The 22,945-nt window shown below is 61.2% G+C and carries 22 protein-coding genes; 16 read left to right on the top strand and 6 right to left on the bottom strand.

The genetic code is table 11. The annotated features are described in order from the left end of the window. Window positions 1–53: 53 nt before the first annotated feature. From ASG86_RS12095 to glmS, 3 genes are all read right to left on the bottom strand, one after another. The gene (locus tag ASG86_RS12095; protein ID WP_056334386.1) at window positions 54–1,637 is read right to left on the bottom strand and encodes a bifunctional ADP-dependent NAD(P)H-hydrate dehydratase/NAD(P)H-hydrate epimerase; all 1,584 of its coding nucleotides are present in this window, start codon (window positions 1,635–1,637) and stop codon (window positions 54–56) included. Window positions 1,638–1,649: 12 nt separating this feature from the next. Beyond that, entirely contained in the window at window positions 1,650–1,997 is a 348-nt protein-coding gene (locus ASG86_RS12090; RefSeq protein ID WP_013601780.1) for a holo-ACP synthase, read from the bottom strand. 164 nt (window positions 1,998–2,161) lie between these two features. After that, complete coding sequence (gene glmS / locus ASG86_RS12085; RefSeq protein WP_056334382.1) at window positions 2,162–4,054, bottom strand: glutamine--fructose-6-phosphate transaminase (isomerizing); 1,893 nt, start codon at window positions 4,052–4,054, stop codon at window positions 2,162–2,164. 117 nt (window positions 4,055–4,171) lie between these two features. On the opposite strand from glmS, the gene coaA reads away from it, so the two are divergent. The 4 genes from coaA (at window position 4,172) to ASG86_RS12065 (ending at window position 7,745) form a co-directional block, all read left to right on the top strand. Beyond that, a complete protein-coding gene (gene coaA / locus ASG86_RS12080) occupies window positions 4,172–5,167 on the top strand; it encodes a type I pantothenate kinase (protein ID WP_200946263.1) in 996 nt (331 codons plus the stop codon). 5 nt (window positions 5,168–5,172) lie between these two features. Next, entirely contained in the window at window positions 5,173–6,030 is an 858-nt protein-coding gene (locus tag ASG86_RS12075; protein ID WP_056334375.1) for a M15 family metallopeptidase, read from the top strand. 24 nt (window positions 6,031–6,054) lie between these two features. After that, window positions 6,055–6,459, top strand: coding sequence for a large conductance mechanosensitive channel protein MscL (mscL, locus tag ASG86_RS12070; RefSeq protein ID WP_056334372.1), 405 nt, complete (start codon window positions 6,055–6,057; stop codon window positions 6,457–6,459). 188 nt (window positions 6,460–6,647) lie between these two features. Next, a complete protein-coding gene (locus ASG86_RS12065; protein ID WP_056334368.1) occupies window positions 6,648–7,745 on the top strand; it encodes a hypothetical protein in 1,098 nt (365 codons plus the stop codon). Here ASG86_RS12065 and glmM read toward each other — a convergent pair. Then, a complete protein-coding gene (gene glmM, locus ASG86_RS12060; protein ID WP_056334365.1) occupies window positions 7,735–9,096 on the bottom strand; it encodes a phosphoglucosamine mutase in 1,362 nt (453 codons plus the stop codon). The genes ASG86_RS12065 and glmM overlap by 11 nt on opposite strands. A 184-nt stretch (window positions 9,097–9,280) precedes the next feature. Between glmM and ASG86_RS12055 the strand changes: the two genes are divergently transcribed. From ASG86_RS12055 to ASG86_RS12045, 3 genes are read left to right on the top strand one after another with little or no spacing between them, the layout of a single operon-like run. Next, window positions 9,281–10,525 (top strand): bifunctional glycosyltransferase family 2/GtrA family protein, encoded by a 1,245-nt coding sequence (locus ASG86_RS12055; protein WP_056334363.1) that lies wholly within the window; start codon window positions 9,281–9,283, stop codon window positions 10,523–10,525. After that, the gene (locus tag ASG86_RS12050; protein WP_235565169.1) at window positions 10,522–12,495 is read left to right on the top strand and encodes an ArnT family glycosyltransferase; all 1,974 of its coding nucleotides are present in this window, start codon (window positions 10,522–10,524) and stop codon (window positions 12,493–12,495) included. Before ASG86_RS12055 ends, ASG86_RS12050 begins: the two co-directional genes overlap by 4 nt. Beyond that, the gene (locus ASG86_RS12045; RefSeq protein ID WP_156386181.1) at window positions 12,461–14,410 is read left to right on the top strand and encodes an ArnT family glycosyltransferase; all 1,950 of its coding nucleotides are present in this window, start codon (window positions 12,461–12,463) and stop codon (window positions 14,408–14,410) included. The genes ASG86_RS12050 and ASG86_RS12045 overlap by 35 nt, the downstream gene beginning before the upstream one ends. Before the next feature lie 62 nt (window positions 14,411–14,472). Here the strand turns inward: ASG86_RS12045 and rpsI are convergent, their stop codons facing one another. Together rpsI and rplM are read right to left on the bottom strand one after the other, a co-directional pair. After that, window positions 14,473–14,976, bottom strand: a complete 504-nt coding sequence (gene rpsI, locus ASG86_RS12040; protein ID WP_018769171.1) for a 30S ribosomal protein S9 — start codon at window positions 14,974–14,976, stop codon at window positions 14,473–14,475. Between the two features lie 38 nt (window positions 14,977–15,014). Further along, window positions 15,015–15,458 (bottom strand): 50S ribosomal protein L13, encoded by a 444-nt coding sequence (gene rplM, locus ASG86_RS12035; protein WP_015937805.1) that lies wholly within the window; start codon window positions 15,456–15,458, stop codon window positions 15,015–15,017. 304 nt (window positions 15,459–15,762) lie between these two features. Here rplM and ASG86_RS12030 point away from each other — a divergent pair, with 304 nt between their 5' ends. The 9 genes from ASG86_RS12030 to ASG86_RS11990 all read left to right on the top strand — a co-directional run bounded on the left by ASG86_RS12030 (window position 15,763) and on the right by ASG86_RS11990 (window position 22,943). After that, a complete protein-coding gene (locus tag ASG86_RS12030; protein WP_442854301.1) occupies window positions 15,763–16,419 on the top strand; it encodes a prepilin peptidase in 657 nt (218 codons plus the stop codon). 269 nt (window positions 16,420–16,688) lie between these two features. Continuing rightward, on the top strand, window positions 16,689–16,889 hold the full coding sequence (locus tag ASG86_RS12025) for a Flp family type IVb pilin (protein WP_082566775.1): 201 nt from the start codon (window positions 16,689–16,691) through the stop codon (window positions 16,887–16,889). Window positions 16,890–16,913: 24 nt separating this feature from the next. Beyond that, window positions 16,914–17,114 (top strand): Flp family type IVb pilin, encoded by a 201-nt coding sequence (locus ASG86_RS12020; RefSeq protein ID WP_056334351.1) that lies wholly within the window; start codon window positions 16,914–16,916, stop codon window positions 17,112–17,114. Window positions 17,115–17,192: 78 nt separating this feature from the next. Continuing rightward, the gene (locus tag ASG86_RS12015) at window positions 17,193–17,603 is read left to right on the top strand and encodes a TadE/TadG family type IV pilus assembly protein (protein WP_082566774.1); all 411 of its coding nucleotides are present in this window, start codon (window positions 17,193–17,195) and stop codon (window positions 17,601–17,603) included. Next, the gene (locus tag ASG86_RS20210; protein ID WP_082566773.1) at window positions 17,591–18,562 is read left to right on the top strand and encodes a TadE/TadG family type IV pilus assembly protein; all 972 of its coding nucleotides are present in this window, start codon (window positions 17,591–17,593) and stop codon (window positions 18,560–18,562) included. The genes ASG86_RS12015 and ASG86_RS20210 overlap by 13 nt, the downstream gene beginning before the upstream one ends. Window positions 18,563–18,580: 18 nt before the next feature. Further along, complete coding sequence (gene cpaB / locus ASG86_RS12005) at window positions 18,581–19,351, top strand: Flp pilus assembly protein CpaB (RefSeq protein WP_056334346.1); 771 nt, start codon at window positions 18,581–18,583, stop codon at window positions 19,349–19,351. Next, window positions 19,348–20,547 (top strand): AAA family ATPase, encoded by a 1,200-nt coding sequence (locus ASG86_RS12000; protein WP_056334344.1) that lies wholly within the window; start codon window positions 19,348–19,350, stop codon window positions 20,545–20,547. The genes cpaB and ASG86_RS12000 overlap by 4 nt, the downstream gene beginning before the upstream one ends. After that, window positions 20,544–21,989, top strand: coding sequence for a CpaF family protein (locus ASG86_RS11995; RefSeq protein ID WP_442854300.1), 1,446 nt, complete (start codon window positions 20,544–20,546; stop codon window positions 21,987–21,989). Before ASG86_RS12000 ends, ASG86_RS11995 begins: the two co-directional genes overlap by 4 nt. Continuing rightward, a complete protein-coding gene (locus tag ASG86_RS11990; RefSeq protein WP_056334341.1) occupies window positions 21,990–22,943 on the top strand; it encodes a type II secretion system F family protein in 954 nt (317 codons plus the stop codon). The last annotated feature ends 2 nt before the right edge of the window (window positions 22,944–22,945 follow it).

Genomic DNA, 22,945 nt, shown 5'->3' with positions numbered 1-22,945 from the left:
TGGTCAGCAGCAGAGGGCATCGGAACGCCCCTGCTGCTGGTGCGAACTAATGCCTACCGTAGTGGCTGGCTGTGACTATTACGTTTCCAGGCTCCATGTTTACTAAGCATGCTGACTTTACCCCAAATTTCGGGTATGGCATTCGCCACCCCACCGGCGGTAATGGGACCGCCAGACACCGCCTCCGACGCTGCACGCCCGGCACTGCCGTGCAGGGCGGCGCCAAGGGCGGCGATGGCAGCCCACCGGCTCTCCGCCGCGATGCCCGCCTCACTGAAGCGCCCGACGTCGGGCCCTGCCTGGGCAAGCAGCGCACCGATGACGCCGGCCAGGACGTCCCCGCTGCCGGCAGTGGCGAGCCAGGGCGTACCGTCCGCCTGGCTGAAGGTATCGCCCGAGGGCGCGGCCACGAGTGTGCTGGCACCCTTGAGCAGGACGGTGGCTCCGGTGCGGCCGGCCGCCTGGCGGACAGCGGCGAGCGTCCCCGCCTCCACCGCCTCGCGGTCCTCGCCGCCGCCCAGACGCCGGAACAGCGATGCCAACTCCCCCGCGTGCGGCGTCAGCACCACGTGCGGGGCCAGGGTTTCGGGAAGCGCGGGCAGTGCGCCGGCGTCCGCAACGACGGGAAGGCCGGACGTGATGGCGTCACGCGCGCGGGCCAACTGGTCGTGGTCCTGCGGGCCCATGCCGGAGCCCACCAGCCAGGCCTGGACACGGTTGTCAGCCACGCTCCCGGTGCTGCACACCACCTCCGGACAGGATTGCCGGACCAAGTCTGCCACCGACGGCGGACCCAGGTAGCGCACCATGCCCACTCCTGCGGCGAGGGCGCCCCGGCATGCCAGAACTGCGGCTCCCGGATAGTCCTCGGAGCCGGCCACCACGCCCAGCACGCCGCGGGAATACTTCTGCGCGCGCCGTGCGGGCAGCGGCAGGAGGTGTGCCAGATCGGCGTCCTCGAGCCGGCGCAGGGACGGCTGCGGCAGGTGCTCCGCAATCCCGATCGGCACCACCAGGACGCGCCCGGCGTAGTCAGCGCCGGGGTCCGCCAGCAGGCCGGCCTTCGCTCCCCCGAAGGTGACGGTCACGTCTGCCGGCAGGACAGGAAGGGCAGCCTCGCCGGTATCGGCGTCCACGCCGCTGGGAAGATCGCAGGCCACCACGAGGCCGCGCCTGTTTCCGTCACTGACTGCCTGGACCAGGTCAGCGGCACTTCCACGCAGCCCGCCCTTGGCACCGGTCCCCAGCACGGCGTCGATGACGACGTCGGCCGCGGCAGCTTCCGCCGCCAGTTCCGGAAGTGCCGCATCAGTGAGCCGGTGCACCCGGCCGCCCGCGCGCTCAAAAGCGGCCAGACCAGCAGGATGGGCCGCATCCCCGGTGAGTACCGCCGTCGTACGCATTCCGCGGGCCGCAAGGAAGGCGCCGGCGTAGAGGCCGTCGCCGCCGTTATTGCCCTTGCCGGCCAGCACCACCACGCGGGCGCCGTTCAGGCGGCGGCCCCGGGACGTGAGTTCATGGACGACGGCGCTTGCCAGTCCGTGCGCGGCGCGCTGCATGAGCGTGTCTCCCAGTCCGGCAGCCAGGAGGGGTTCCTCGGCTGCCCGGACCTGCGTTCCGGTGTAGGCGCTGATCATGCGGCGGCCGGGTCAGCCTTCGGCCAGGACCGTGGCCGTGGCGATGCCGCCGTCGTGGCTGATGGAAAGGTGCCAGCGCTTGACGCCCTTGGCCTCGGCAACCGCCAGGACGGTCCCCTTGACCTGGACGGTGGGTCCGTTGTGGTCAAGGCCGATCCAGCAGTCCTGCCAGTTCATGCCGGCAGGGGCGCCCAGGACCTTGGCCACGGCTTCCTTCGCGGCGAACCGGGCTGCCAGCGAGCGGGTGTTCAGTTCGCGCTCCGCCGGCACGAACAGGCGGTCCCTCAGGCCCGGTGTTCGTTCCAGCTGGCGGCCGAACCGCTCGATGTCTACTACGTCTACCCCAATGCCAACGATCATGCGGTTCATTCTACGGGGGCGGTCCTGGCGGCAAGCCGGCGCACGCCGCGGTTTGGACGGGATATTGCGTTTGTCCGCCATCAGCGCAACAGGTGGTTTTGGCATGGGCGTGTTAAAGCAGAAAGCCCCAGGCCGTAAGGTCTGGGGCTTTCTGCTGGCGGCCGTTATTCGACGGTGACGCTCTTGGCGAGGTTGCGGGGCTGGTCCACGTCGTAGCCCTTGGCAGCTGCCAGTTCCGCGGCGAAGATCTGCAGCGGCACGGTGGTCAGCAGGGGCATGAGCAGGGTGGGGGTTTCCGGGACGTAGAAGACGTACTCGGCGTAGGCCTTGACGGCTTCGTCGCCTTCCTCGGCGATGACCAGGGTGCGGGCGCCGCGGGCGCGGACTTCCTGGATGTTGGAGACCACCTTGGAGTGCAGGGAGTCGCGGCCGCGCGGTGACGGGACCACCACGAAGACCGGCTGGCCTTCGTCGATCAGGGCGATGGGGCCGTGCTTGAGCTCACCGGCGGCGAAGCCTTCGGCGTGGATGTACGCGATTTCCTTGAGCTTCAGCGCGCCCTCGAGGGCCACGGGGTAGCCCACGTGCCGGCCCAGGAACAGCACGGACTTCTCGTTGGCCATGGACCGGGCCAGTTCGCGCAGCGGCCCGGCGTTGTCCAGGATGGTCTGGATCTTCGCGGGGATCTTGTTCAGGTCAGCGAGGACGTCCTTGATCTGGCCGGAGAAGATGTTTCCGCGCAGCTGGGCCAGGTACAGGCCCAGCAGGTACGCGGCGGTGATCTGCGCCAGGAACGCCTTGGTGGACGCCACGGCGATTTCCGGGCCTGCGTGCGTGTAGAGCACGGCGTCGGATTCACGCGGGATGGTGGAGCCGTTGGTGTTGCAAATGGAGATGGTCTTGGCGCCCTGTTCCCGGGCGTAGCGGACGGCCATCAGCGTGTCCATGGTCTCCCCGGACTGGCTGATGGAGACCACCAGGGTCTTCTCGTTCAGGATCGGGTCGCGGTAGCGGAACTCGTGCGCGAGCTCCACCTCGGTGGGGATCCGGCACCAGTTTTCGATGGCGTACTTGGCCACCATGCCCGCGTAGGCCGCAGTGCCGCAGGCCAGCACGATGATCTTGTCCACCTGCTTGAGCAGTTCCGGGTCGATGCGGAGCTCGTCCAGGGTCAGTTTGCCCTTGATGTCCGATCGTCCCAGCAGGGTCTGCGCCACGGCGTCGGGCTGGTCATGGATTTCCTTCTCCATGAAGGAGGAGAAGCCGCCCTTTTCCGCTGAGGCCGGGTCCCAGTCCACGTGGTATTCCTTGCCCTGGGCGGGGTTGCCGTAGAAATCGGTGATCTCCACCGTGTCCGCGGTGATGGTCACGATCTGGTCCTGGCCCAGCTCCACGGCGCGGCGGGTGTAGTCGATGAACCCGGACACGTCCGAGCCCAGGAAGTTCTCGCCCTCGCCCAGGCCCACCACCAGCGGTGAGTTGCGGCGGGCGGCCACGACGACGTCGGGCTGGTCAGCGTGCACGGCGAGCAGCGTGAAGGCGCCCTCCAGGCGCTGGCAGGCCAGCTCCATGGCGTGGGTCAGGCCGCCGTTGGCGGTGTCCCCGCCCAGCTTGTTGCGGAGGATGTCCGCGAGCAGGGCCGCAGCGACTTCGGTGTCCGTCTCGGACAGGAACGTGACGCCCTTTTCCAGCAGCTCAAGCTTGAGCTCGGCGAAGTTTTCGATGATGCCGTTGTGGATCACGGCCAGCTTGCCGCCGTCAGCCAGGTGCGGGTGCGCGTTGCGGTCCGTAGGGCCGCCGTGCGTGGCCCAGCGGGTGTGGCCGATACCGGTCACCGACTCCGGCAACGGGCGGGCCTCCAGCTCGGCGATCAGGTTGCTCAGCTTCCCTGACTTCTTCCGGGACTCGATGGCGCCCTGGGACACCACCGCCACCCCGGCCGAGTCATAACCGCGGTACTCCAGGCGGCGCAGTCCTTCAAGGACAACATCCAGGGCACTGTGACCGTTAATTGCACCGTCAACCGGACGGCCTACGTATCCCACGATTCCACACATAGGCACAAGACTATCGGCAGCGTGGCTGTTGCTCTAAACCGGCAGCCCGTTCGGCACGCCGTCCTGAACAGCCCACGTGACGTGCGCCGCCGCGCTGAGCAGGAGCGTCATTTCGTGATGGGCCGGGCGCGGGGCAGAATCTTTACCGTGACTTCGCAACGCAATGAAGCGAACGGGGAGGGTGCCTCGCCGTTCGTGGAGCTGGACCGGCAAACCTGGTCCCGGCTCGCAGCCCAGATGGAACAGCCCCTTAATGAAGAGGACGTGCTGCGACTTCGCGGGCTCGGTGATCCCCTGGACATCAGCGAAGTCAGGGATGTCTACCTGCCGCTGTCACGGCTCCTGCACCTGTACGTCGAAGCGGCGGGGCAGCTGCACGCGGCCACCACCACGTTCCTGGGTGAGCAGACCCAGCGCACGCCCTTCGTGATCGGCGTGGCCGGCTCCGTTGCCGTGGGTAAGTCCACCATTGCCCGCGTGCTGCGTGAGATGCTCCGCCGCTGGCCGGGCACCCCCAATGTGGAGCTCATCACCACGGACGGCTTCCTCTATCCCCTGGCCGAGCTCAAGCGCCGGCAGCTGCTGGACCGGAAGGGCTTTCCGGAGTCCTACGACCGCCGTGCGCTGCTGCGCTTCGTGAGCGAGATCAAGGGCGGCGCCGAGGAAGTGCGCGCGCCCTGGTACTCCCACGTCACGTACGACATCGTTCCCGACAAGGAAGTGGTGGTCCGCCGCCCCGACGTGCTGATCGTGGAAGGCCTGAACGTGCTGGCTCCGGCCCGGCCGCGGCATGACGGCCGCCAGGGCCTGGCGCTGAGCGATTTCTTTGACTTCTCCATCTACGTCGACGCCAAGACCTCCTACATCGAGGAGTGGTACGTGGACCGGTTCCGGAAGCTGCGGAGCACCGCGTTCGCACAGCCGGAGTCCTACTTCCACCGCTACGCCACGCTGTCCGACGACGAAGCCGAAAGCACCGCCCGCGACATCTGGAAGCGGATCAACGAGCCCAACCTGGAGGAGAACGTCCTTCCCACGCGGGGCCGGGCACAGCTGGTGCTGACTAAAGAGGCGGACCACTCCATCCGCCGCATGCTCCTCCGGAAGGTTTAGCACAGGTGTGCTACCAATGCGGGTCCCCCAGCCGGCGCAGCTTCACCCGTTTCCTGGCAGCGGGGGCCGGGCTGACTGTCCTGGCAGCCTGCACGCCTGAGGCACCCAAGGCTGCGCCGCCGTCGTCCGCTGCTTCCTCCGCGTCCCCCTCCCCTGCTGCCGTCACCGCGTCAGCGGGCCCGACGGCGGAAGCCGCCACCGTGGGCCAGTCACCCGAGGTGCCGTCCCCCACGCCGTCACCGTCGGCCACCTTGGCGCGGCAGTTTTCGCTTGATGATCCGGCCAGCCAGTGGGTCATCGTGAACAAGCACCGGCCCCTCGCGCCCGTGGACTTTGTTCCGGCCGACCTGGTCCAACCCGCCGTCGCCATCTCTGCCGCTGGCGAGGCGGCGCTGCTGAACAGTACGACGGCGGCCGCGGCCGAGGCGATGTTCGCGGCGGCCGCGCAGGACGGCGTGGCGATGGTCCTGGTCAGCGGCTACCGCTCGTACAGCACCCAGGTGACCACCTACAACGGGTACGTTGCCGCACGGGGACAGGCCGACGCCGACACGGCCAGTGCCCGGCCCGGCCATTCGGAGCACCAGACGGGGTGGGCGTTCGACATCGGGGACGGCGGGGGTGCCTGCAGCTTCCAGCCATGCTTTGCCGACCAGCCCGCGGCGTCCTGGGCGAAGGCGAACGGGCACCGCTTCGGCTTCGTGGTGCGGTACCCGTGGATGCTGCACCCCATCACGGGGTACTACTACGAGCCGTGGCACCTGCGGTACGTGGGCGTGGAGGCGGCCACGGACATGGCGAACCGTGGCGTCGGCACCCTGGAAGAATATTTCGGCCTGGAGGCGGCGCCCGCGTACCTGTAATGCCGGTGCGCTAGGTTGGTTTCCATGCTTAGTGGATTCAAAAACTTCATTATGAAGGGCAACGTGGTTGACCTTGCCGTCGCCGTCGTCATGGGTACCGCGTTCGGCGCGGTGGTGACTGCACTGGTGAACAAGGTGCTGATGCCCTTCGTCTCCGGCCTGGTGGGTGCGCCCAACTTCGACAGCTTCGCAAGGGTGGAGCTGAACGGCAACGCCATCGAGTTCGGGGTCCTGCTGACCGCCGTGGTGAACTTCCTGCTGATCGCGGCAGCCATCTACTTTGTGGTGGTGATGCCGATGAACATCATGATTGAGCGCCGCAACCGGCGGCTGGGGATCAACAAGGACGTGAAGAAGGACGCTGCCGAGGATCCGCAGGTTGCGCTGCTGACCGAGATCCGGGATGCGCTGAGGGAACGCGCACTCTAGACCCGAACGTTAACCGCAAAGTGGCCCGCCTCCCTTTGGAGGCGCGCCACTTCTTCTTGCTTGCAAGATAAAGGTGGCCGCTTTTCATTGACACCTCGGCCCGAGCACTCAATGATTGCGCAATGGGGCAATTACCGTGGGGACTGTTGGCTTCATCAACTACATCACGTCGCAGACGCATCGTTGCTATGTCTCTTCTAATTGCCGCCTTCGCGCGAGTCCTTATGCTTCCATACGTAAGCGAAGACGCTGCGATCTATCTCCTGCCGTGGATGCAGGAGTACCGAAATCACAGCGCCGAAGCTTTAGGCGGAGAGTTCTCGAATTACAACTTTCCCTACCTATTCCTGATGTATACGGCCAGCCTTCTACCCATTGAGCCGTTATATGCAATCAAAACCGTTTCATTGATTGGTGATATTCTCCTGGCGCTCTCAATGGCACACCTCGTACGCCGTTACCGGCCGTCGGGTCTAGAACCTGCAACCGCAGCGGTAGTCACACTCTTCATCCCCACGGTGCTCCTGAATGCCGCGATGTGGGGGCAGTGCGACTCGTTTTATGCGGCTTTCCTCCTGCTCTCGCTCAGCTATCTCCTCCGGAACGACGCACGGAGAGCGTGGCTTTTTTGGGCGGTCGCTCTGGCGTTCAAGTTACAGTCTGTCTTCTTCCTGCCAGCACTCGTTCTGGTCTCGCTGCGCAATAGAGTCAGTATCATAAGTCCGGTTTTCGCCATGGGCATTTGGGCAGCACTCAGCCTTCCACCAATACTGTTCGGTCGCTCGCTACTTAGCACATTGGGCATTTACCTGAAGCAGACTGGTGAAGACCGACTGGTCGCTGGCGCAGCCAACATATACGAATGGTTTCCTGGTGTAACAGCGGAGGCAGGAAGAATCCCGGCACTAATCGCATGTTCGGTGGCCCTCTCCGGGATTGCTCTCGCCTACTGGCATGCTCCGGATTCTCCTGAAAGTAGGATCCTATTGGCTTTATGCGTCCTTGCCGTTTGCCCATTCCTGTTGCCGCAAATGCACGACCGCTACTTCTTCGCCGCCGAAGTACTTTCACTCGTTTTGATTCGTAACAGCAGTCTGCGCTGGGTTCCGGTCATATTTGCCAGCACAGGACTTGCAGTCTATGTCCTTTACTTCAGCGGCAACCGCTACCTCTGGCCACTACTCATCGCTTCAGCAATACAGGCTCTGGCCGTCCTCCTGCTCATACGCGAGCTGATGAAAAAGCGCAGCGCCATGAAGCAGGGCTTGTTTCCCGTTATTCGCTGACGAGTTCCAATGCGAGCTCGGTGCGGACCACCTGGGCCAGGTGCTCGGCGATGGACTGGGCCGTCTCTTCGTCGGCGGCCTCCACCATGACGCGGACCACGGGCTCGGTGCCGGAGGGACGGAGCAGGACACGTCCGGTTTCGCCCAGCGCGGCCTCCGCGGCCGCGACGGCCTGGGCCAGGACGTCGCTGCTGCCCACCCGGCTGCGGTCCACACCCTTGACGTTGATGAGGACCTGCGGGAGCTTGGTCATGACGGTGGAGAGCTCCTTGAGGGCCTTTCCCGTCAGGGCCACCTGCGCGGCGAGCTGCAGGCCGGTGAGGAGGCCGTCGCCGGTGGTGGCGTGGTCGGCGAAGATGACGTGGCCGGACTGTTCGCCGCCCAGGTTGTAGCCGCCGTCGCGCATGCCCTCCAGCACGTAGCGGTCCCCCACGCCGGTTTCCACAATGGTGATACCGGCGTTGCGGAGGGCGATTTTGAGGCCGAGGTTGCTCATGACGGTGGCCACCAGGACATCGTTCTTGAGCTTGCCGGACTTCTTGAGCGCGACGGCGAGGATGGCCATGATCTGGTCGCCGTCCACCTCGTTGCCCTCGTGGTCCACGGCCAGGCAGCGGTCGGCGTCGCCGTCGTGGGCAATACCCAGGTTGGCGCCGTACTTGACCACGGCTTCCTTGAGCGGGCCGAGGTGCGTGGAGCCGACGCCGTCGTTGATGTTCAGGCCGTCCGGATCGGCGCCGATGACGATGACGTCCGCGCCCGCGTCCTTGAAGAGCTGGGGTGAGCATCCGCTGGCGGCACCGTTGGCGCAGTCGAGCACCACGGTGAGGCCGTCCAGGCGGTGCGGGAGGGTGCGGAGCAGGTGGACGATGTACCGGTCCTCGGCGTCGGAGAAGCGCTGGATGCGGCCCACGTCGGCGCCGGTGGGGCGGACGGCTTCCTTGCCCATCTGGGCTTCGATGGCGTCCTCCACCTCGTCGGGCAGCTTCTGGCCGCCGCGTGCGAAGAACTTGATGCCGTTGTCCGGCGCCGGGTTGTGGGAGGCGGAGATCATGACGCCGAAGTCGGCGTCCAGGTCTGCCACCAGGTAGGCGGCTGCGGGGGTGGGCAGGACGCCTGCGTCGTAGACGTCGATGCCTGAGCTGGAGAGGCCGGCTTCGACGGCGGCGGCGATGAACTCACCGCTGGCGCGCGGGTCACGGGCCAGCACGGCGCGCGGCCGGGAGCCGTTGGAGTTGCGGTCGTGACCGAGCACGACGGCGGCCGCCTGGGCCAGCTGCAGGGCCAGTTCTGCTGTCAGCAGGCCGTTGGCCAGCCCCCGGACACCATCAGTTCCAAATAATCTAGACACCGGTCAAGTGTAGAGGATCGGTGCATGGGAACCTGCGTAGGCGACTCCTTCTGGCCCGGATCTACTTGGTGAGTACCTGCCTGTTGCCTCGGCCAATTACTGGGACTACCTGCTTTTTTTCGTTGCTACCTGTCTTTGCTCTAAACCCTCGCCACGCCTATTTAGCGGCCCCTACGATCCATGCATGACACCTAGCTATGGGGGCTTGGCGCTCGAAATTGTAGTACCGGTCTACAACGAAGAAGCGGTACTCGAACGCAGCATCACAAGGCTCGCCGAATATCTGACGAATGAAATGCCGTCGACGTGGAAAATTACCATCGCCGATAATGCAAGCACCGACATGACTCCGGTGATTGCCGCTCGACTCAGCGAGCACTTGGACAACGTCGATTACCGCCGCCTTGAAACGAAGGGACGCGGCCTGGCACTGAGAGATGCCTGGAGCGCATCCGAAGCCAAGGTTTTGGCATACCTGGACGTGGATCTGTCTACCGATCTTGCCGCGCTTCCGCCACTGGTCGCCCCACTTTTATCGGGCCACTCCGACATCTCAATCGGCACCAGGTTGGGGCAAAATTCGAGAGTAAGCCGGGGGCCTAAGCGGGAGTTCATTTCACGGTCCTATAACTTCCTGCTCCGCCGCACTATGCAGGTGCGGTTTTCAGATGCTCAGTGCGGGTTTAAAGCGATACGCGCCGACGTAGCGCACCGCCTTCTTCCGCATGTGGAAGATAACGGCTGGTTCTTCGATACCGAACTCCTGATCATCGCTGAACGATCCGGTTTAAGAATTCACGAGATTCCAGTTGATTGGGTTGACGACCCTGATAGCCGTGTCGATATCAAACAGACCGCTCTTGACGACCTCCGTGGGATGGTTCGTGTAGGTACCTCCCTAGTGAAGGGACTCATCCCCGTCCAGGCAATTTACGCTGAACTAGGGCGCCGGCCACTGGCTCAGGTGGGGCGCCCGAGCTTCTTTGGCCAGGTGCTGCGATTCGGCCTCGTGGGGATCGCTTCGACCCTGGCTTTCGCGCTTCTCTACCTCGCGATGCAGGGGCCTTTTGGATCCCAAGAAGCGAACTTCCTGGCACTTCTGCTAACAGCGGTGGGAAATACAGCGGCGAACCGTAGATTCACCTTCGGTATCAGCGGGCCAGCAAGGATCTTTACGCAGCAGCTTCAGGGGCTGATCGTCTTCTTGCTGGCATGGACAATCACTTCGTCATCCCTGCTGATACTCCACGCCGTGAACTCAGATCCTTTCCCAAGTCTTGAACTCTTGGTACTCACCGGAGCAAATGTTGTCGCCACCCTGTTGCGGTTCGTATTACTGCGACTCTGGGTATTCCGCGCACGACGAGACGAGGAGAGCCTAGCAATAGGTGCTGTGCGTGTTCTCACAGTCAACGGAGGCATCCGGTGAGCCGTCTGCTCCATCGTGACGAAGTTCCCGCGCGGAGCGTTGATGAGAAATCCGGGATGGCACCGTTAGCGCCTGCTATAGGTCGCTTCAAATACTCATCCACTATGCGACGGCTATGGCGCGGCCCTGATCGAACCGAATCTTGGGAGCGGGTGGCTCTCTTTGGTCTGCTGACAGCCGTTGCCGCACTCTACCTTTGGGGGCTAGACGCGAACGGGTGGGCCAATCCTTATTATGCAGCGGCCGCACAGGCGGGGGCCCAAGACTGGAAAGCATTCTTCTTCGGTTCTTTTGAGTGGGGCAACCTCATTACGGTTGATAAAACGCCCCTGAGCATCTGGATTATGGCCCTCTCTGTTAGAATATTCGGCCTCAGCAGCTGGAGCATCTTGGCTCCCCAAGCCCTGATGGGCCTGGCTACCTGCTACCTAATGTACCGCTTGGTGCGACGTGGCTTCGGACCCCGCACTGCTCTTTTCTGTACGGCTGCTTACGCAACCACGCCCGTGGTCATGCTCATGTCGCGCTTCAACAATCCTGAACCCCTGATGGGCTTTTTGACTGTATCGGCCGTATTCATAACTCTGAAGGCGATGGAGTCCCCAAAGCTGCGGACTTTTGCCTTAGCAGGCTTCCTTTTGGGGCTCGGTTTCATGGCGAAGCAAGTTCAGGCCCTTCTGGTTGTGCCGGCGCTCGGAATATCCATACTTGCCTTGGGTCAAGGTCAGTTCCGGCAACGGCTGCAGCAAGGGCTGATTGCATTGGGAGCGCTTCTTGCGACGTCGGTCGCGTGGCTCCTTACCGTGGACCTCATGCCCGCTGCTGATCGTCCCTACATCGGAGGCTCCGCAAGTAACAGCGCCTTGGAACTCACGATGGATTACAACGGATTGGCGCGCTTTCTTCAGATTCCCTTGAACTCTGCAGGTAACAAAGCGTCCGCCAATGGAAACGATGCGGTTGAGTTCATTGGGGGCCTCCCTCGGCTTCTGAATGGTAACTTCGCGCAGGAAATCGCATGGTTGCTCGTCACGGGGATTTTCTGCAGCGTCGTCCTGGTCGTCCTGCATCGCACGCTTGATTTGAGCAGCAGGCAGCGGAATCTAGTTGTAGTTTCGGTTACTTGGTTCGGCACGGCACTTTTCGTGCTTTGCTACATGGGGACGATGATCCACACCTACTACACGTACTCCCTGGGTGCACCTCTTGCTATGACAGTAGCCTTGGGGCTTTCTTCCCTCTGGAGACTTCGTGATAGAGCGATTCTTCGCGTGCTAGGGGCTGTTCTCTTGGGTTCCTCGGTGTACATGGAGCTGAGGGTCATGGAATACAGCGGCGAATGGCCCTTGTGGGTGTGGATAAGCATTTCTGCGCTCGGTTTGATCGCAGCCGTTCTTTGGATTCTACCGAGCGTGAGGAGTCGCCCTGATCTTCTCGTCTCGGGCATCCTCGCATGCAGCCTGTTGGCCGCTCCCGTCGGCACTAATCTTTTCACCATGGCAACTCCTCAGTGGGGCACCAACCCAATGTCGGGGCCGGCAGGGAGTGATACAGGCTCCTTGTCCAGACTGATGGCGGCTTTGAGAAAGGGTGAGATCCGGTGGGCACAGCAAACGGCACTAGGTGTTGCAGTCCCAGAAGTGACAGAACTAGTCAAAACCCACACAGCTAATCAAAAATGGGGGGCAGCAACCTTCACGGCCCAGAATGCCGCCCTCTATCAGCTTGAATCCGGTCGGCCAGTCATTCCACTGGGAGGATGGCTGGGAAGCGATCCCTCCCCAACGCTGAAAGAATTTAAAAGCCTAGTGTCGGAGAACCAGGTTGGCTACTTTATATTGCCTCAGGAGCTGCTTGACCGCGGTGGTCTGAGCGCGGAAGTCCAAGACATTACCGATTGGGTCCGCAACAATTTCCGGGCGGAGGTGGTGGACGGTGTCAGTCTCTACGATCTCCGCGGCCAAGGATAGAAGCAAGCTAGCCGCACTCAAACCTCTAATACTCTTCGCCAGGATAGTTGCATCCCTCCAGCATTTCTGGCGCGGACGCTCTCAAGATCCGCTCTGGGAACGTCCCACACTTTTAGCAGTTCTTGCAGCGAACGCCACCCTTTATTGCTGGGACCTCGGCATCAATGGATGGGCTAACTACTTCTATAGCGCAGCCGTTCAGTCGGGGCTTATGGATGCAACCTCCTTCTTTTTTGGATCCTCGGATTGGGGAAACTCCATAACAGTGGACAAGCCACCTCTGAGTCTCTGGATTATGGGTATTTCCGTCCGAATATTTGGGTTCAATCCAGTGGCCATGCTGCTTCCCCAGGTGCTCATGGGCCTCGGGAGCACGCTACTGATCTACGCAATCCTCAAGCGATGTGTCGGGGGCGCCGCCGCACTTTTTGGTGCCACAGTCTTCTTCACTACTCCAATCGTCACTCTCATGTCCCGTTACAATAACCCTGATCCGCTGATGCTGCTGTTGATGGTGGGGGCGTTATGGTTTGTGCTCCGCTCAATTGAATCGCGGCGCGCACTGCCTTTTGTGGCGGCTGGCGTATTGCTGGGCCTGGCCTTCATGACCAAGCAACTACAGGGAATGCTAAGCCTTCCCGGCTTGGGTATGGCCTACATGATCTACAGCCCGCAGCCATGGCTTCAACGCATTCGGACAGTCGTCGTGGGAGCGGGTGCACTCGTATTAACTGGCGGCCTGTGGATGACAATCGTTGATTTGATTCCCGCCAGCGGCCGCCCATACATCGGGGGCTCCCCAAACAACAGCGTTCTCGAGCTGACCTTGGGCTACAACGGAATTGACCGTATAACTGGCGGCGGTGTGGTACCCAACGCAATGCAAGTTCCGGCCACCTACCGCTCAGTTCAAAGCGACGCAGGGCTTTTCCGGCTCCTCAATGCAAACTACAATCAAGAAGCATCGTGGTTGCTCTTTGCGGCACTCTCCTCCATCGTCATCACGCTCCTCATGTGGAAGAGAATTGTCCAATGGCGACCCGCCCATAAGGCGCTGTTCCTAATGTCAGCGATTTGGCTACTGACCGCATATGTTCTGCTCAGTTTCATGGGTAACCAGATACATACCTACTACACAGCCGCCTTAGCCCCACCCTTGGCACTAACACTCGGCTTGGCACTCGATTATGTGGTGACAGGCCGTTGCTCACCGCTACCGCGCCTACTCGGAGCCTTCGTCGCATTGATCGGGCTCATATCGTCTTGGCTTATTCTCCAAGGCACTCTAGGGTGGCCGGCCTGGATGCCAATTGCCGTGCTAGGCATCGGGCTTAGTGCGATTGCGGCTTTGATTTTGCGGCCACCCGCACAGACCGTTGAAGCAGTTGCTGCCGGGTTGCTCGCGATAGCACTACTCTGCGGTCCAGTGTTGACTTCGATTCATAATGTCACACTGGGCTTCACTGGTTCCAATCCCCTGTCGGGTCTCCCTTCGAAAAACCCCGCTGGGATAAGCCACCTTCTCGCATCACTCAAAAATAACGAACTCCAGTGGGGCCACGACATCGCCTTCGGCCGGCAGCCCGATAGCGCCGTCGTAAGCGCCCTAAGTATGACCCGGGGATGCACTTGGGCCGCAGCGAGCTCCGCGAGCCAATCGGCGGCGCGGCTGCAATTGGAGTCCGGGCGCCCCGTGATGCCGGTGGGCGGATTCGCGGGGACCGACCCCTCCCCAACACTTGATCAGTTCAAGGAACACGTGGCCAGCGGAGACATTTGTTTTTTCGTGCAGCAGGAAGCATTGCTGCAGGTGCAGTCACCTGATTTGGTGTCCACTGCCATCTCATCCTGGATTAGGGACAACTTCCGCCCCGAGAAGCTCGGCAATACTACCGTTTACCGTCTCGCAAGATAACTAACAAAGACAACGGAAGCCCGCCCCGTTGCATAGCGGGACGGGCTTCTGTGCAAGCGGATTTAGCGCTTGGAGTACTGCTGAGCCTTGCGGGCCTTCTTGAGACCGGCCTTCTTACGCTCGATGACACGGGCGTCGCGGGACAGGTAACCGGCCTTCTTCAGGGTGGCGCGGTTGTTCTCGACGTCGATCTCGTTCAGCGAACGGGCGATGCCGAGGCGCAGGGCACCGGCCTGGCCGGAGATGCCGCCGCCGTGAATGCGGGCAATGACGTCGTAGGCGCCTTCGAGATCGAGGATCTTGAAGGGCTCGTTGACGTCCTGCTGGTGCAGCTTATTCGGGAAGTAGTTCGCCAGCTCGCGGCCATTGATGGTCCACTTGCCGGAGCCGGGCACAACGCGGACGCGTGCAACGGCTTCCTTGCGGCGGCCAACAGCTGCGCCGGCAACGGTCAGTGCCGGGCGCTCCTTCTTGGGAGCAGCTTCAGCAGCTGAGCTCTCAGAGGTGTAGCTGGTCAGGTTTTCCTCGGCCTCGACGACCTCGGTGGTCTCTTCGTTCTGAGCCACGATTCTCCTTGTATAGATAAGTTGTTTGGTGGCCAGGACTACTGGGCGACCTGGGTGATTTCGAAAGTCTTGGGCTGCTGGGCGGCGTGCGGGTGCTCAGCACCGCGGTACACCTTCAGCTTGCCGAGCTGCTGGGCAGCCAAGGAGTTCTTGGGGAGCATGCCCTTGATGGCCTTCTCAACGGCGCGGACCGGGTTGGATTCCAGCAGTTCCGCGTAGTTGACGGAAGTCAGGCCGCCCGGGTAGCCGGAGTGGCGGTATGCGCGCTTCTGCTCCAGCTTGGCACCGGTCAGGGCTACCTTTTCAGCGTTGATGATGATGACAAAGTCGCCCATGTCCATGTGGGATGCGAAAGTGGCCTTGTGCTTGCCGCGCAGCAGGATTGCGGTCTGGCTTGCAAGACGACCAAGGACAACGTCGGTGGCGTCAATGACGTGCCACTGGCGGTTGATATCGCCGGGCTTCGGGGTGTACGTACGCACGGTGTTTGCCTCGTTCTTGTTCTGGCGTTCTTGTTTAGGTGTCGCTAGCTCGCGCACCTACTGTCTGCGCGCTACCGGAACAGAGGTGAGGGCTCCATGTAACCAGTCATCCTGAAGTTCCGAATGTGCACGTTGAGTAGTTATCCTGCAACCGGATTCTCAAGCGGGCACGCACCATCGGAATAGGACACGCACAACGACTACCAAGATTAGCGCGTTAAGGTGTTCAGGGTCAAAATGAGAGAGCCGAAGGCCGCTGGGGCCCTATGCCGGCTCAATCAACATGGGGGATGCAGTGTTGTCAGTGGCGAACGTGGACTCCAACAGTTGGCTGCTTGTCATAGGGGTCGGACTACTGGGATGCGCCCTCTCCCCCATCGCCGAACTCCTGATCGCAAAGCTGGTCCCGAGGCTCGGGGGAGCGCCTCGCCTGCAGACGCGAATTACGACGGCGGCGCTCACCGGCCTCGCATTCGTCGCCTTTGCTTTACATTTTAGAAGCACATTTAGCCTTCCAGCCTTCCTTTTACTTGCCCTATTGGGCGTCCAGTTGGCACGGATCGATATAGCACTTCATTTACTGCCTAATCCACTCGTGATTATGCTGCTCGGGGGCGGACTCTCATTGCTCTTATTGCCGGGGTTAATTAGTAAGCAATCTGACGATCTGGTCCGTGCAGCCTTGGGAGCTATCATTTTGTTTGCCGCCTACCTGATTTTGGGACTTATTTCTCCCGCCGGCATCGGAATGGGCGACGTGAAGCTTGCAGCGCCTGTCGGCCTTTACCTGGGGTACCTAGGTTGGAGCCAGCTCCTCTACGGAGCACTCCTTGGGTTCATCCTGAATGGCGCGGTCACCGTGCTGCTCATCAGAAGAAAAGGCCGGAATAAAGCCACGGAGGTGCCACACGGCCCCTCGATGCTCGGCGCCCTAGCGGCCGTCACCTTCTTCATCGCTTAGCCGGAGGGCGGCGCTCCCGCCGGAACCACCGAGCGGCCTGCACAAGTAGCCTGTCAGGTACCTGCAAACCATGACTGAGTACCGACTCCGGCTTTCGAGTACGTGCTTTTCCCACGCCTTCAAAAAGTCGAGTACCACTACGCATTGTTGCCTATGCCCGCTAGTGACAGTCTCTTCTTAGCGAAGTCCAGCCGCTAAAGGTTTATGGGGGCAGCTGGAAATTCGTTGAAATCAAATAAATCCAATTTCACCGAATTAAGGAAAATACAATGACTTCTCTCATGGTCTCGATGATGGCTTTTGTCGCCGGCATCAAGGATCGCTTCGAAACCGAAAAGGGTGCGACGGCTACCGAATACTCCCTCCTCGTTGGGCTGATTGCCTTGGTCCTCGTTGTGGGCGTTGGTGCCTTCGGCGGCGCACTCAACACCTGGTTCAGCAACCTGGGCACAACCGTGTCCGGCTGGTAGAGAAACGGACAAGAGGTTCTAGCGATGAAAACCCTGCACATCTTCCTGCTGACAGTCCGAACTTGGTTCGAGACCGATTTCAAGTCCCAAAAGGGCGCCACTGCCACTGAATACTCACTACTTGTGGGCCTGATCGCACTGGTTCTGGTTGTCGGCGTCGGAGCGTTCGGTGGAGCGCTCAACACTTGGTTCAGCACCCTGGGCACAACCGTAAGCGGCTGGTAGACACCCACCCCCGGTGTGCCGCGCTGCACAGCGCGGCACACCGCTTCCTTTCAAGCTGCAATTGTCCAGGGGGACCCATTGAAACGCAGCCACAAGCCTATTAGTGCAGAACGCGGCGCCGTGGCCGTCGAGTTCGCTCTGGTTGCACCGATTCTCATATCTCTGGTGCTCGGCATCGTTGAATTTTCAAACTTCTACAATATGCAAATTTCCGTGACACAAGCCGCCCGAGAGGGCGCCCGCACCATGGCCGTAAAGAACGATCAGGCGCTGGCCAAAGCAGCCGCAAAGGCTGGGGCACCAGGGATAGCACCTGCCGGGTTCAACGTGTCAAGCGCCAACCCGACCCCGTTCGCTTTTTCAACACCGGCGTGCACGGCTGGCGCAACCATGAAGGTAATCGTCACCTACCAGGGCCAAGCATTGACCGGGCTCTTCGGCAGCAGCTTCAAAGTGAAAGGTGAGGGGGCAATGCAATGCGGGGGTTAAGGGTTCGTAGACAACATCTCGCAAAGAACTCAGAAAGAGGAGCTGCCGGCGTTACTGTCGCTGTCATGATGCTGGTCCTCATCGGGGCAGGTGCAATGGCTGTGGACGTTGGGCAAATATACGCCGAGCGGGCACAACTCCAGAATGGCGCAGATTCAGGCGCGCTTGCTGTGGCCAAGAGCTGCGATCCTGGCCCATGTGTGACCTCACTGGCTGGTCCTCTAGCCAACGCGAACTCCAATGATGGTGCCAGCGACGCTAATGTGGACCTGAGTGTCGCCGGCCAGGTTACGGTGACGACATCGACAAGGAATGGCTCCAGCAGCTTTTTGGCGAAAATGTTTGCGAGCGCGCTGAACGCCGGGCCGGTCACGGTAGGCGCCACCTCAACGGCCGCCTGGGGGTCACCAGGGTCGGGTCCAGCTACCCTGCCCATTACTTTTGCGCCGTGCCAGTTCGATGTCGACGGAACGGTGCACACAATTCTGACTCACGGGAGTGAAACCTGCGTAAGTGACAGTCCCTCGGGCGCTGCCATACCCGGCGGGTTCGAGTGGCTGATGCCTGATCCCGGCAAGTGCCAGGCCACCGTATATCCCGACGATCCGTCAACAACCGGCGTCACCGATCCTTACGCTAAGACAAACACGGGCCTGAGCATCCCCTCGGAATGTAAGGCACTCATACCCACGTACCTGAACAAGGTAATTCTGTTTCCCGTCTTTACGCCCGCCACCGGTACCGGCGCGGGCGGTAAGTACTACATCAAGGGCTACGCGGCCTTTCTTCTCCTCGGATACAGCTTTCCGGGAGCCGAAGGCGGCGACCTAACCGGTCTTGGCGGCAGCAATCGCGGCGTTCGAGGCAAATTCGTCGAATGGGTAGCCGATCCTTCGCTCTACGGCGGCGGTGGCTATTCCGGCGGCGGCGCCGACCTGCCGCCACATCTGGTCAAGTAAGAAACTAAGGGGAAAGTAATGAAAGCACGCCTACTGGGAGGCATCGCCGCACTGGTTGTAGCAGTCATTGGCACCGTCCTTCTCTTCAACTACGTCCAAGGCGCAGACCGACGCGCAATGGCGAACACGGAAACAGAGGACATTCTGATTATTAAACAGAATGTCCCGGCCGGAACGCCGGCCAGCCAACTCGCTCAATACGTCACTACTAAAGCAGTGCCTCGCACCGCGGTCGCAGCCGATGGAGTACATGATTTGGGCTCGTTGGGGTCAACGGTTACGTCGGTGGCTCTGGTGCCGGGCGAACAGCTGCTCAGCAGCCGCCTGGTTGATGCGAACGCGTACCTCGGCCCCTCCCGTGTGGCTGTCCCTGCCGGGCTTCAGGAAATAACCCTTCGACTGGGTATCGAACGGGTAGTCGGCGGCAAGATCCAGGCTGGCGACACAGTAGGCGTCTTCATCTCCATGGCCGATTCCGCCGGCGGCGGCAACGGAACCCAGCTGACATTCCACAAGGTTCTCGTCACTGCAGTTCAGTTCAGCTCGGGGGCCGCCGCGCAGACGCAGGCGCAATCAACTCAAGGGAGCTCATCGGGTGCCCTCAACGCCGCCAGCGAGAACAAGCCGGCAACCAGTGACTCGTACCTGATCACATTTGCCAGGGACGCTGTTGACACCGAAAAGCTGGTCTATGCCGCTGAGTTTGGAAAGGTCTACCTCTCGAAAGAGCCGGCCGAAGCCACCGAAGGCACCCAAGGTGTCGTCAACCAGACAAAGGTATTCAAATGAGCCGCTTCATTCTGATCTCGCCCTCTACCGACTACGAACGGAAAGTTCGGGCGTCTGTAGCGCCCCTCAGCGGCTCATTGCAGTTCTTCCAGGCCGCCTACCTCCCCGAGTCCCCTGACGATATCCTTCGGCAGCAAGCGGGCGAACCTCCTGAGGTGCTGATTCTTGGTCCCGGCCTTCCGCAGGACGAAGCTCTCAAGTTCGCCGCGGTAATGGACCTCCAATACCCGGAAATCAGCATCGTCCTGGCAGCGGATGACGACGGCGAGCTCGCCTTGAACGCCATGCGCTCCGGCATCCGCGACCTGATCCCACCGTCAGCCGATATGGACCAAGTCCGGGCGCTCGTGGAACGGGCAAGCCTTGCCGCCGCTGGACGCCGGCGTGGTTTGGCTCCTAACACGGCCGAGCGTCCTGCCGCTGAGGGAGGGCGGGTGATCGCCGTCATGTCTCCAAAAGGCGGCGTAGGCAAGACAACGGTCGCAAGCAACTTGGCGATTGGTTTGGGACAGGTTTCACCCATGAGCGTGGTGGTCGTCGACCTGGATCTCCAGTTTGGCGACATCGCAAGCGGGCTGATGCTCGAGCCTGAATTCACGATCACAGAGGCTGTGGTTGGTGCGGCGAGCCAGGATGCAATGGTGCTCAAGACATACTTGTCTCTTCACCCCAGCAACATTTATGTCCTGTGCGCACCGCGCAACCCCATCGATATGGATCGGATCTCCGGCGAAAATATCAGTCACCTGTTGCGCCAATTGCGGGCAGAGTTCCAATATGTCGTCGTCGACACCGCACCCGGCCTGGGCGAGCACGTACTGGCAACACTGGAGCAGGCCACGGACGCTGTTTGGGTTTGCGGCATGGATGTGCCCAGCATTCGTGGCTTGCGAACTGGATTCCAAATCCTTTCGGAACTCGATCTGCTTCCTGATAACCGGCACGTTGTCCTCAACATGGCGGATCGGAGGACAGGCCTGACTGTCCAGGATGTTGAGGCCACTATCGGCGCTCCGGTGGATGTGGTTCTTCCCAAGTCCCGCGCGGTGCCCTTTTCAACGAACAAGGGCGTCCCCCTGCTCCAGGATGGCAGCCGGGATGGAGCAGCCAAGGGTCTGCGCAAGTTGGTCGAGCGTTTCAAACCTAATTGGGAAGCGCCGCGGAAGAAGGTCCACAGAAGGGCGGTAGTACAGTGAGCCTCACAAACCGTTTTGCAAAGATGCGTGGCGAGTCCGATCCCGCTGCTCCCGGAATTTCCCCACACGCCGCCTCCAGTCTGGGCGCCATTCAGCAGGCCCAGGCAGCAGAGCAAGCCCAAGTCCCGGTGGCTGTTGAGGTAACTGGTGGGATTGCGAGTGAGGCACTTACAGGCCTTAAAGAACGTGCCAGCCAGGCACTGTACGAGAGGCTTGGCTCCCGCATCACGGACTCATCCCTTGAGGAGGCCGAACTCCATCAGTTTGTGAAGGATGAACTGAAGGCAGTCGTTGACGAGGAACAGGTCCCTCTGTCACAAGGCGAACGACAGCGACTCACGCGGGAGATCATTGACGATGTCCTGGGACACGGACCGCTGCAGCGGTACCTGGATGACCCATCTGTCACAGAAATCATGGTCAACAGGGCGGACCAGATCTACGTGGAGCGAAACGGCCACCTGTTCCTAACTGACACCAAATTCAGTAACGAGGAAGCGCTGCGGAGGGTCATCGAACGGATCGTTACCCGTATTGGTCGGAGGATCGATGAATCCTCCCCCCTTGTGGATGCACGCCTGGCGGATGGATCACGCGTCAACGCCATCATTCCCCCGTTGGCCGTCAACGGTGCGTCTTTGACAATCCGAAAATTTGGGCGGGAGGCGCTAACGGTACAAAAACTGATCAGCTTTGGAAGCCTGTCGCCCGAAATGGCCGAATTGCTCCAGGCTTGCGTCCTGGCCCGGATGAATATCATCGTTTCCGGCGGTACGGGCACGGGAAAAACGACGATGCTGAATGTCCTTTCGTCGTTCATTCCCGCGACAGACCGCATTGTGACGATTGAGGATGCCGTGGAACTGCAGCTCCAACAGGACCACGTGGTCAGGCTGGAAAGCCGGCCGGCGAATATTGAGGGTAAAGGTGAGGTCTCCATCCGTGACCTGGTCCGCAACTCCCTCCGTATGAGGCCTGACCGCATCGTTGTCGGTGAGGTCCGTGGAGGCGAGTCGCTGGACATGCTTCAAGCGATGAACACCGGTCATGACGGTTCGATCTCGACTGTCCACGCCAACTCACCACGTGACGCCGTGGCCCGATTGGAAACCCTCGTCTTGATGGCCGGGATGGACCTGCCGCTCAGGGCAATCCGGGAGCAAATCGCATCAGCGGTCAATCTGATCGTGCATATTTCCCGGCTTCGCGACGGAACTCGCCGGGTGACGCACATAACTGAAGTGCAGGGCATGGAGGGCGACATCGTCACGCTTCAGGATGCTTTCGTCTTCGATTACTCTGCCGGCATCGATGCGAACGGCAGGTTCCTTGGGAAGCCTGTTCCGACCGGGGTCCGTCCGCGGTTCACGGACAGGTTCGAAGAACTGGGAATCAGGATTTCTCCCTCCGTTTTCGGAGCCCAAGGGCCAAGGAGTCGATAGATGGAAACTCCAGAAGCCCCGGTCATGATCCTGGTCGCGGGGGTGCTGATGATCTTCACGTCGATCATTGTCACTTTCGTTGTCGTACTGAAACCCGGACATGCAATCCCGCTCTCACGGCGCCGGCCGGATGTGCCCGCAAGCGCTTCCAGGCTGACCGTCCTGACTGATACTGCCGTTGGCGCCATTAACAAGCGCCTCAAGGGGAAAAACGACTTCCTGATCACTCGCGAGAAACTGGAACGGGCGGGGCTGAAGGCCCAGCCGGCCGACTTCCTGCTCATGATGGGTGCAGGCGCGCTGGCAGGGAGCGTGTTCGGATTCCTCCTTGGAGGGCTCTTCTTCGCGATCGTTCTGCTCGCAGTTGTTCCCGCCGGAATGCTCGCCTATCTTTCGGTCCTTACCTCCAGGCGCAAGAGCAAGTTCGACGAGCAACTGCCGGACACCTTGCAGATGCTCACGGGGAGCATGCGGGCCGGTCATTCCCTCCTGCGGGCTATCGACGCGTCAGCACGTGAAAGTGACGCACCTATGTCGGAAGAACTGAGCAGGATTGTCAACGAAACCAGGATCGGCCGCGACTTGGGGGAATCAATGACGGAAGTGTCGTCCCGCACCGGCAGCGAAGACTTCAGCTGGATCTCCCAAGCCATCGAGATCCACCGGGAGGTGGGCGGAGATTTGGCGGAAGTGCTTGATCACGTCGGCGAAACGATACGTGACCGCAACCAGATACGCCGTCAGGTGAAGGCCCTAAGCGCCGAAGGAAAGATGTCCGCTGCCGTTCTTATGGGACTGCCGGTGGTTTTGTTTTTCGCCCTGATCCTGATCAACGGTCAATACGCGAAAACGTTCACGAGTACAGTTCCCGGTTTCCTGATGTTAGGCGCTGCCGCTGTAATGCTCACTGCCGGCGGCTTCTGGCTCAGCCGACTGATCAAGCCAAAGTACTAGGA

This window comes from Arthrobacter sp. Soil764, assembly GCF_001428075.1.
GTDB lineage: Bacteria > Actinomycetota > Actinomycetes > Actinomycetales > Micrococcaceae > Arthrobacter.
Note: the sequence above shows the minus strand (reverse complement) of the source record. Positions and strands in the feature narration are given on the sequence as shown.